General features: G+C 44.5%; 10 protein-coding genes and 1 pseudogene. 2 read left to right on the top strand and 9 right to left on the bottom strand.

The genetic code is table 11. From position 1 onward, the window contains the following. Positions 1–286: 286 nt before the first annotated feature. Both H571_RS16160 and H571_RS0113560 read left to right on the top strand, forming a co-directional pair. A pseudogene (locus H571_RS16160) lies at positions 287–439 on the top strand (tyrosine-type recombinase/integrase); the annotation flags it as partial. A 49-nt stretch (positions 440–488) separates the two neighbouring features. After that, positions 489–1,250: a TrmH family RNA methyltransferase gene (locus H571_RS0113560; protein ID WP_027849782.1), complete on the top strand. Its 762-nt coding sequence runs from the start codon at positions 489–491 to the stop codon at positions 1,248–1,250. A gap of 16 nt (positions 1,251–1,266) precedes the next feature. Here H571_RS0113560 and H571_RS15320 read toward each other — a convergent pair whose 3' ends face one another. The 9 genes from H571_RS15320 to H571_RS0113515 all read right to left on the bottom strand — a co-directional run bounded on the left by H571_RS15320 (position 1,267) and on the right by H571_RS0113515 (position 9,384). After that, positions 1,267–3,360, bottom strand: a complete 2,094-nt coding sequence (locus H571_RS15320; RefSeq protein WP_051168356.1) for an ATP-dependent helicase — start codon at positions 3,358–3,360, stop codon at positions 1,267–1,269. Further along, positions 3,360–3,974: a DUF1285 domain-containing protein gene (locus H571_RS0113550; protein WP_156887886.1), complete on the bottom strand. Its 615-nt coding sequence runs from the start codon at positions 3,972–3,974 to the stop codon at positions 3,360–3,362. The genes H571_RS15320 and H571_RS0113550 overlap by 1 nt, the downstream gene beginning before the upstream one ends. Continuing rightward, the gene (locus tag H571_RS0113545; RefSeq protein WP_027849780.1) at positions 3,931–4,602 is read right to left on the bottom strand and encodes a TetR/AcrR family transcriptional regulator; all 672 of its coding nucleotides are present in this window, start codon (positions 4,600–4,602) and stop codon (positions 3,931–3,933) included. Before H571_RS0113545 ends, H571_RS0113550 begins: the two co-directional genes overlap by 44 nt. Positions 4,603–4,667: 65 nt before the next feature. After that, positions 4,668–5,492: a TatD family hydrolase gene (locus tag H571_RS0113540; protein WP_027849779.1), complete on the bottom strand. Its 825-nt coding sequence runs from the start codon at positions 5,490–5,492 to the stop codon at positions 4,668–4,670. Positions 5,493–5,509: 17 nt separating this feature from the next. Beyond that, positions 5,510–5,845: a PilZ domain-containing protein gene (locus H571_RS0113535; RefSeq protein ID WP_027849778.1), complete on the bottom strand. Its 336-nt coding sequence runs from the start codon at positions 5,843–5,845 to the stop codon at positions 5,510–5,512. Continuing rightward, positions 5,838–6,821, bottom strand: a complete 984-nt coding sequence (locus tag H571_RS0113530; protein WP_027849777.1) for a DNA polymerase III subunit delta' — start codon at positions 6,819–6,821, stop codon at positions 5,838–5,840. The genes H571_RS0113535 and H571_RS0113530 overlap by 8 nt, the downstream gene beginning before the upstream one ends. Further along, the gene (gene tmk, locus H571_RS0113525; protein WP_027849776.1) at positions 6,818–7,477 is read right to left on the bottom strand and encodes a dTMP kinase; all 660 of its coding nucleotides are present in this window, start codon (positions 7,475–7,477) and stop codon (positions 6,818–6,820) included. The genes H571_RS0113530 and tmk overlap by 4 nt, the downstream gene beginning before the upstream one ends. Next, a complete protein-coding gene (gene mltG, locus H571_RS0113520) occupies positions 7,470–8,522 on the bottom strand; it encodes an endolytic transglycosylase MltG (protein ID WP_036218272.1) in 1,053 nt (350 codons plus the stop codon). The genes tmk and mltG overlap by 8 nt, the downstream gene beginning before the upstream one ends. Positions 8,523–8,532: 10 nt before the next feature. Then, complete coding sequence (locus H571_RS0113515; protein WP_027849774.1) at positions 8,533–9,384, bottom strand: aminotransferase class IV; 852 nt, start codon at positions 9,382–9,384, stop codon at positions 8,533–8,535.

Below are 9,384 nucleotides of genomic sequence, written 5' to 3'. Positions count from 1 at the left end.
CTATAATTCTGTAAGCATCTGTTTCTTAAAGCTTTAAATAAATATCTAGCAGAAGATTGAGCAGGGTCAAGGTTTAAAACAGGCACATTTCAAAACCCCAACTAAAATAGACTGTATAAAAAACCAGCTTTTTAAGGTGAGGTGATTTTTATGCTGAAAAGTCCATTTTTAAGTTCTATACGCATGGATATGCGCCAAAAAGGGTACGCACTTAAAACTGAAAAAACTTACTTGTATTGGATTAAATACCTAGAAACTTACCTGTTGTGCTTTCTATAATTGAAGTGCAACGTATTTATTACAGGCAGGGCGAGATATTCGTACTGTGCAAGAATTACTAGGTCATAGCGATGTTAAAACCACACAAATTTATACGCATGTTATTGGGCAACATTTTGCAGGAACAGCCAGCCCCTTAGATACCTTGGGAGTTTTTTAGCAATATTTCAGTATAATACCCAGCTTCTTGCTTTATTTTAGGGTTGCTCATGCTTAGTAAAAATCAGGCTAAAAGCCTTCGTGCTTTACATCGTAAGAAAACGCGCCGTGAACTGGGTTTGTTTTTGGTGGAAGGTGAAAAGGTGGTTGCTGAGTTATTAGCTTCTAATTGGCAAGTAGAAAGCCTTTATGCAACGCCTGAATTTATTACTGCTTACCAAGATTTAATTAAGCTATCTAAGGTGGTTTTGGTGGAGTGTTCTGCAACCGAACTGACTTCAGTTAGTACGCTAGTCAGTAACACGGCTGCTTTAGCGGTGGTTAAAATTCCCAAGCAAAAGTTTAAATCCCTAGACGCTTCGCAAACTTGGATACTGGCTTTAGATGCTATTAATGACCCAGGAAACTTAGGTAGTTTGTTACGCATTGCCGATTGGTATGGTATTGGGCAGTTGGTTTGTTCGCCGACCACGGCTGAAGTGTATAACCCTAAGGTTATTGCTGCGTCTAAAGGTTCTTTTTTGCGTGTTGCCCTTAGCTACCAGCCCTTAGATGACTTTTTTAACCAACTCCCTGCTAATACGGCTATTTTAGGTGCTTATTTAGAGGGTGAGTCCATTCATCAGCTAGAAGCTTGCCCTAGGGGTGGTGTTATTTTATTAGGTAGTGAGGCGCAGGGTATTAGCCAAGCCTTAGCTGCAAGGGTAACGCGTAAAATCACCATTCCAGCTTTTGGTGCTGCTGAGTCTTTGAATGTGGGTGTGGCTGCGGCGGTTATTTGTGACAATTTAAAACGCTTAGGTGCTGGTTAAAGGCTATTATTAGTGTTTAAGCTTGAAACTCATAGGCAATGAATTTTGGCGGTTCTAGCGAGCTAACCGACTGCCAATACCTAAGTAAGAGTTCTGGTTGATGTGCTTTTATAAGTGGCGGTGTTTTTGGTGGTTGTTCTGATGATTCTTCTAAAAGTTCCGCTAGCTTTTTGGCATCATAGAGCGCCGCTTCTTCTAAAAAGCGGCTAGGTTGGTTAGAGGTTTCACTACGCGCCAGCACTAGCCAATGTTTTGCTCGCGTAATTGCTACATAGAACAAGCGCCTTTCTGCTTCTTCACCGGCTGGTGTTAAACGGCTAAAGCCTGAAGTGTAGGGAAAATCCCCTTCATTCAAGCCATAAACACCGACCCAATCCCATTCCAAGCCTTTTGCTGCGTGTACCGTTAATATTACTAGCTGCTGTTGCGCGGTGGTATTGGCTGCTTGGCTGGCAGCACCTTCTTGGCGTGCTATCTCTAGCTGGTTTATCCATTCACCTAAGTCATTGGTGTTACTTTTTTCTGCATAGCGTTTTAAACCTTCTATTAGTCGTAAGGCTTCTTCGGCACTTTCTTTGCTGGGTGCTGTTTTGCGTATTTTTTCTAGGGCGTTGGTTTCACGCAGGGTGAAGTTTATAAAAGCAGCTGGTTTTAGTTGTTTAGCGTGTTTGGCTAGTTTATTAACTAGCTCTAATCTGTTTTTAACACGGTTTCTTTTGCCTTGTGGCATACGGTCCATAGCTGCCATTAAAGCGGAATCACTTTGTATTCTGCCTTGTACTAGGCTTTGGCGTTCTTGCTCGGTTAAATAAAGGGTAGGAAAACTTAATAACTGATAAAAATCTTGCTGAGCGTCTGGGTGCTGGTAGTTAATGGTTATGCCTACTTGGCTGTTTAATGCTAGACGTGCATAGGCTAGTAAACCACGTATTTGTGGTCGGTTAAAAATAAAGTGTTCTTGCCTTGCTAGCTGAAAAGGCTGGTGACTTTTTAACAGTTCTAACTGCACATCTAGGCTTTGTGACCAGCTACGTACTAAAATTGCAGCTTTACCTTCAGCCTGTTTTGCTTGCCAAGCAGCAAGCTGTTCTAACAACCAACCACTGCCCTGCCCTTGCTGTAAAAAAGTTGGCTGGGCGCTTTTTGCGGCTAGGGTAATTTGTTCTGGGCGTTCACGGTTATGGTTAATGGCTTGGTTCGCTGCCAAGGCTAGGCTATGCCCAAAACGAAAAGTATGCGTAAGCGGGTAATCTTGTACCTGCTTAAAATCTTGTTGGAAACGGCGCAGCATGTATTCAGGGCGTGCACCTCGCCATTCATAAATGCATTGGTCTATATCACCAACAACCATGACCTGCGCTTTGCCTGCCAAGGCTTTAATTAAGGCTTGTTGAACTTCATTAATGTCTTGGTATTCATCAACAATTAGGTAGTCTAAAAATCCCTGTAAGCGTTTTAACAGTTCTGGTTGTTTATCTAGCACTTTTAAAGGTCGCCACAACAAGTCATCAAAGAACATCAATCTTTGCTCGCTTAGAAGCTGCTCTAGCTGCTCAAAAGCTTGCGGGAAGTGTTTTTGGTTGGCAGTGGTGTCTAGGGCTTCGAATACAAACTGTGCATCACTTAAGCCGCTTTTAACTAGGGTGCAGAAGCTTTTAAACGCATCTAGGGCATCTTCTTCAAGCCAGGCTTGGCTTTCTTGCCCCTGCTCTTCTGCTAACTGGGTTAAGGCTTGGCGGGTTAAACGGTCAACCATCCACTCTTCTTGCTGTAGCTGGCGTGTTTTTAATACGCCCCAGCGACCAAAGGTTTGGGTTAGGCGATGGCCTAAAGAGTGAAAAGTGCGTACATCGGGTAGGTTAAGTTGCAAGCCTTCTGTGGTTTTAATTTGCTGGGCACGCCGTTGCAACTTAGCCATAAAGTCTTCACGGGCTGCGCGGTTATACATTACCACTAGCATACGTTTGGCTGGTACGCCTTGGCGCAATAGGTGAAGTACTCTTTCAACTAGTGTGGTGGTTTTACCTGAACCAGCAACGGCTCTAACCCTTGCATGGCCTTGCTGATGGGTAATAACCGACTGTTGTTCTTGGGTGAGCTGTTGCAACATTAATCAAAACAACCTAGCTGAAATTCAGCGCCAGCAGAGTTTAAATAAAGGCAGGTTTGTTGGTTTTCTTGCCGTGTTTCGGCAAGGTCAACTAGCTGATAAAACACTTGGGGCAAAATACGTGCTTCTAACTGATCACGCACCTTAACATAAGGTCGAGGCTCACCATTTTCCTGAGTTATTAGGCGTAATGGGTGCTTTTCATCCAGCGTAAAGGTATCGCTAACATTGGTTTCTAACACCAAGCAAGGCTGACCAGCTTGACTAACTTCACTGGCACTCACTATTAAAAAAGGCACTTCCGCTACCTTAACCAGCACTTTTTCTGCTGGGGTAATTAGGTAGTAGTTAGCATCTTCTTCTAGTCGTAACAGGGTAGAAAAAAGCCTTACTAATTCTGTGCGTATAAAAGGGTTGCCTTGATGAAACCACTGTCCTTGATGATCAATACTTAAATCTATATCTACAACTTGCAGCGGCTGCCACAAATGAATGGGCGGCAAGCCTTTTTCATTAGGGTTAAGGCTTATTTGCGATACAAGCTGTAGTAATCTGCTAGACGTTGGCATTTTAAGGCTTGGGTAGTGCTGATTCAGCATTATGTTTGCGGCCACGCTGACCACGATTACCTAAACGCACGCCTATATCCATCATAAAGCGGAAAAACTCTTCTTTGTCTTGAATAACATCTTGGAAAAACTCTGACTGATAAAGTACTGCGGCTCCGTGCACAAAAGCCCAAGAAGCACAGTAATGGAAATAGGGCGGCACATCTTCTAGTAACCCTTCTTCCATTCGGCCAGTAATTAAACCTGACAGGCTTTCTAGGTTTTTGGCGCGGAAGCGGTGGAGTTCTTCAATCATTTCTGGAATAACGTTGGCTTTAACTAGCTTTTCTTCAAGGCGATTAAATAACAGGTATTTATCTGGCTGCTGCATACGAAATTCAAAGTAGGCACGGGATAATGCCTCTTTGTTTTCTGCTATTTCTGGCAGATTAAAAAGCTCTGCCATTTCTAGCTCGTAATCTAACATTAGGCGCAGGAAAATTTCTGCCTTGGTGCTGAAGTGCTTGTAAATAGTGCCCTTGCCGATGTTTACTTTTTCGGCAATCATTTCTACTGTTACCTTGTCTTCACCCAGTTCCAGGAACAAATCGAGTGCAATTTCCAGTATACGGGCTTCACGTTGCTTAAAATCTCTAACACGCCGCGCCTGTTTTTCTACCGGTGTCTCAGCCATAACCTGCTCCTAAAAATATGACCCATATCGTTCTTTTAGTCACAAGAGTAAACACCTTTTGCTATTCAAGCAAGTGAAGCCTCTTGCTTAGCTACTTTTGCTAATAATTTTGGAAACAAACGAAAGAAGTTTTCGGTGGTTTGTTGAGCTAAGAACTCAACCTCTAAACCACGTAAGTTGGCTAGAAATTCTGCCACATCACGCACATAGCCTGGCTCATTTTGTTTACCCCGGTGAGGTACAGGGGCTAGGTAGGGTGCATCGGTTTCAATTAACAGCCTGTCTAGTGGCATAACTTTAGCGACTTCTCTTAGCGCATCGGCGGAATGAAAGGTAACAATGCCAGAAAAGGAAATATAAAGCCCCATGCCTACGGCTTGTCTGGCAAAGGCTAAATCTTCTGTAAAACAATGAATAATGCCCTGACCACCTTTTTCTGTAAAAGGCTTAAGTAACGCCAAGGTATCTTCACTGGCTTCTCGGGTGTGCACTATAACGGGTTTATTGAGTTCTAGTGCTGCATCTAGGTGACGCTGAAAGTAATCTAGCTGAACGTCTCTTTCTTGCCCTGCGTAGTGATAATCTAGCCCGGTTTCACCTAGTGCAAGAATATCCTCGGCTTGTCCCCACTCAATAAGCTGTTCAGTCGTGACTGGCTGATCTGGCTGGTGCAAGGGGTGTAGCCCTAAGGTTAGGCTTACGTCGTCAAAAGGCGCGGTAAGCTCGCGTAGTTGCTGAATATGCCAAGGATTAACATTAATGCATAAAAAGTGCTTCACACCCCTTTGTCTGGCTGCATTTAAAACGCCCTCTATGCCTGCTGCTTCACCACTGGAGGTTTTAGCAAGTTTCAGCATATCTAGATGACAATGGGAATCGACCAACCACATATTAACGCCTCTTAAATCTAAATCGTGTGAGTCGGCTTATCGTTACCGGGTAAGCCTGCTAAAAGTTCTTCTATGTAATGTCTGGGTGAATCTTCATCTTCTGAAAAGTGCACGCCTATGCCGGGTAGCTTGCGCCCTTGTGCGCCAACAGGTGTGCGCCAAGCAAGTGTACCTACCACCAAAAGTGGCTCTAATTCATCGGGTAGCTGGAGGTTAATTTGCACTGTAGCTCCTGGACGAATAACTCGGCTGGTGGGTATAAAAAGCCCGCCCCGCTTTAAAAAAGGCATGTAATGGGCTTTAAGGGCTTGTTTGTCTTTTAGCACTAGGGTTAAAGGTTTGCTTTCACTCATGATGTAGCTCCTGCGTTAACCTAATAAGCAAGCTTTCTAAAAACAAGTCGACATTAGGGTTGGTGTGCAGTTGATGGTGCATGGCTTGTAGTTCTTGTTCTAAATTTAACAAACTGCGCGGACCCAATAGCTGATATAACTGCCTATAAAGGGGCAGTTGCCGTGTATCTTGTACTGACGTTTCACCTAGCAAACCAAACCTTAGGCTATCAGCTAACCAACTTTGTAGGCTGTTTAATAAGGCGGGTAAAGGGAGGTTTTTTAGCTTGGTAGCCTGTTCGATAGGGTTCACTCCCCTAACCAAACCTTCCATCACCTGCCCTAGTAGGTGGCGTCTTTCTTCTGCCTCTGGTGTTGCTAGTTTAAGTGCAGCTAGGGGTCGTCCACCGGCTGCTTTTAATAGCACTTGTGGTTGTTGTTCTTCACTTAGCTGGTGTTTTAGCCAAGCCTCACCTTGTTCTAAACTGGGCGGTGCAATCGGCCATATTTGGCAACGGCTGCGTAGTGTTGCCGGTAGGCTAGAAGGTTGATCACTGACTAGAATAAATTGGGTCAGTGGTTCTGGCTCTTCTAAGGTTTTTAAAAGCGCATTAGCAGCATTAATATTTAAGGCTTCGGCTGGCCAAATAAGCACCACTTTATAACCACCCTGCTGTGCACTTTTTTGCATTTGGGTGGTCATTTCACGTACCTGATCCACTCGAATGGCTTTGCCTTCTGCTTCTGGCTCTAAAATAAGCAAGTCTGGGTGAAAACCAGCTTCTATAAAATGGCATGAGCGGCAATGCCCGCAAGATTGTTGGCCTTGATGATTAGTACACAACACAAAATAGGCCAGCGCTCTGGCTAGAGTGCGTTTACCTAAGCCTGCTAAACCTGTTAGCAATAAAGCATGGGGTAGCTGCTGGTCTTGTATTTGTTGCTGCCACTGCCGCCAAATAAGTGCGTGCCAGGGCATAGACTGAAAGGGTTTCATGCGCGGCTTCTTGTTGCTAGGGCTTCATCTATTAATGGCTGCAAGTAGTCTTTTACTTGCTTTTGTACTGCTTGTAAGTTTAAGGAGGCATCAACCACTCTAAAGCGTAATGGATGCTGGTGTGCTCTTTTTAAATAGGCATCTCTAACACGTTGAAAGAAGTCGAGCTGTTCTTGTTCAAACCTATCTCGCTGTTGACCTCGGCTGTCGACTCTTAACGAGGCTGCTTCCACTGGCATATCGAGTAAAAAGGTTAAATTTGGCTGTAAATCACTGTGAACTAGCTGCTCAAGCACTTCTAACTTTGTTTCACTTTGCCCACGACCACCACCTTGATAAGCATAGCTAGCATCGGTAAAACGATCACAAATTACCCAAGTGCCTTTTTCTAGGGCAGGTCTAATAACTTTGTCTAGGTGCTGTGCGCGAGCGGCAAACATTAATAATAGTTCGGTTAAATCACTGGGGGTATCGGTATCTTTGCTTAGCAATAAACCACGAATTGCTTCTGCTAAAGGAGTTCCACCCGGCTCGCGGGTTTTTATCCAAGGAATAGCGGCGGCATCTAGCTGGGCAGTGATAAATTCAACATTGGTTGTTTTACCAACACCTTCACCCCCTTCTAGCGTAATAAAATAACCGGCTGGCTTAGTCATTCTTGGATTCCTGTTCACTAGTGGGTGCAGGCCATGAGCGATAATCTTCACGACGCTTAAGCTGGTATTTTTTTACCGCTTGATTATGTTCAGCTAGGGTAGCAGAAAATTTATGCGTACCATCTCCTCGGGCAACAAAATACAAGGCATCACCTTCTGCAGGGTTAACACTGGCTCTTAAAGCGGCTTCACCTGGCAAAGCAATGGGTGTTAAAGGTAAACCGTAGATAGTGTAAGTATTCCAAGGGGTTGGTTCGCGTAGGTTGCGACGGGTAATTTTGCCTTGGTAGTTTTTATCCATGCCATAAATAACGGTTGGGTCGGTTTGTAAGCGCATGCCTTTTTGTAAACGCCTTACAAACACGCCTGCTATGTCTTCGCGCTCCTGCGGTGCACCGGTTTCGCGTTCGACTATGGATGCCATAATCAATACATCATAGGGTGTTTTATAAGGTAAGCCTTCAATACGACTCTCCCACACTTCTGCAAGCAAGCTTTGCATTCTTGTGTTGGCTTGACGCATTAGGTCTAGGTCTTGCATACCCTTGCTGTAGGTGTAGGTATCAGGAAAAAACCAGCCTTCTGCAGCTTGTTCTGGCATGGCTAAGCTAGCCATAATTTTAGCTTCTGACCAATCGGCAGTGGTAGAGATTAATTTTTCTGCCTTAGCTAAGGTTTGGCGCATTTCACTAAAAGTGGAGCCTTCAACTAAGGTAACTCGGTAGGTTACTACTTCACCTAGTTGTAATTTTTTATAAAGCTGGGCTAGGGTTATTGGGGCTTCTAACTGGTATTCGCCAGTACGAATAATGCCTTCATCACCAGTAAGTCTTAACCAAATGCGTGTTGGTAGGCTGCTTTGAATAACACCTTCTTGCTCTAGTTGGTTAAGCAGACTAATAAAACTTCGACCTGGTGTTATCTCTAATAAACGCGCAGTGTCTAGCTTAAGCGGCTGGTTTAGCTGCTGATTAAACCAATAGGTGGTTGCAGTGCCTAGCAGTAAAAAACAAACGACCAATACTAACGCTATTTTTTTTATCATCTTTTGCCAGTTAGTTAAGTGGCAGTCCTAACAGGGGATGAAAAACTGCCATAAGTTGTTGGGTTTGGGGACCGACTGGCCAATGAGCGAGTGTGCCACTGGTGTCTTCAAGGCGGGTCACTGGCCAAATACCTTGCAAGCTATTACAAACAAAAAGTTCTTCTGCCTGTTGAAGCTCTGCTAATCCTGCGATGGTTTCTTTTACTTGATTAGCTGCTAAATGTGTTAGCAGTTGGCGTCGCATTACCCCAGCTAAAGCACCTGTTTCTAGTGAGGGGGTATGCCAACAACCTTGGCTATACCAAAACACATTGCGTGCAATGCCTTCGCACACCTCACCCTTGCTGTTGTACTGTATTGCTTCAACAAACTTATCTGGGCAACCTTCACTGGCTAGAATTTGGCTAAGGCGATTAAGGTGCTTGCTAGCAGGTTCAGGGTTGCTGCCTGGGCAAGCTTGCCACCAACAGGCAATACCTTGATAAGCTGCACTATTAAGCGTTAAGGAGCGGGGATGAATTAGGCGGTGCCAGCTTTGCTGTTTGGCTCGGCGGTAACCTACCCCACCTGGGCCTGCTAAGAGCATAACTTTTAACATGCCTTCTTGCAGTGCTTTGCTTAGCTGCTCTATTTCTTGTTGCAGCAAAGACCAATCAAAGGTTTCAGGCGGATAAAGCAACGCACCCAAACCTTTTTGTAAGCGCCATAGGTGATCGCCTACAAAAATGGCTTGCCCTTTAGTTACTCTTAGGGTGGTGAATACACCTTCACCAAAAGCTAAGGCCCTACTAGCCAATAACCAATCTAGATCACTGGCTGTAGGGGAGCGTCCATCGAGCAACATCGGCGGCAAAGCAGTCAT

This window comes from Marinospirillum minutulum DSM 6287 (assembly GCF_000422325.1).
In the GTDB taxonomy this organism is placed as follows: domain Bacteria; phylum Pseudomonadota; class Gammaproteobacteria; order Pseudomonadales; family Halomonadaceae; genus Marinospirillum; species Marinospirillum minutulum.
This window is presented reverse-complemented; position numbering and strand designations above follow the sequence as displayed.